1 pseudogene is annotated in these 718 nt (G+C 49.6%); it reads right to left on the bottom strand.

From position 1 onward, the window contains the following. Nucleotides 1–172: 172 nt before the first annotated feature. Nucleotides 173–718, bottom strand: a pseudogene (locus tag ACTHUM_RS16595) (3-octaprenyl-4-hydroxybenzoate decarboxylase); the annotation flags it as partial.

The raw sequence follows: 718 nt of genomic DNA, 5'->3' as shown, positions 1-718 counted from the left end.
ACAATGATGACAAACCATAATGATGACAAACCATATAGCCAACATTAATCAAGCCTTTTTTGGAGAGTTTTCTTTCTCTCCAATCGAACCTCACTCTTTCTACCGTACCCTCAAACATAGACCCAATTATTTCCATCAATATTTGAAGTAGAAATTCCAATAAATCCGACATCTACAAACCCCAATGCTCCCAAATCTCATCGATTTTGGCCGTAACGGCAGGGTCTTTTTTGATTACTCGTCCCCATTCGCGGTCGGTTTCGCCCGGCCATTTGTTGGTCGCATCCAAACCCATTTTGCCGCCAAGTCCGCTGACGGGGCTGGCGAAGTCGAGGTAGTCGATAGGTGTGTTTTCCATCAAAACAGTATCGCGTACGGGATCCATGCGCGTGGTTACCGCCCAGATGACTTCTTTCCAGTCGCGCACATCCACATCGTCATCAACTACGATGATGAATTTGGTGTACATAAACTGGCGAAGGAACGACCAGCAGCCCATCATCACGCGCTTGGCGTGTCCGGCGTACTGTTTTTTCATGCTGACCACCGCCATGCGGTAGGAGCAGCCTTCGGGCGGCAGATAGAAATCGGTGATTTCGGGGAACTGCTTTTGCAAAAGCGGGACGAACACTTCGTTCAACGCCACGCCCAAAACGGCGGGTTCATCGGGCGGTTTGCCTGTGTAGGTGGAGTGGTAAATCGGGTTTTCACGCATGGT

The organism is Neisseria sp. P0021.S006, from assembly GCF_051956895.1.
The sequence above is the reverse complement of the archived record's forward strand: the minus strand, read 5'-3'. Positions and strand labels throughout refer to the sequence as shown.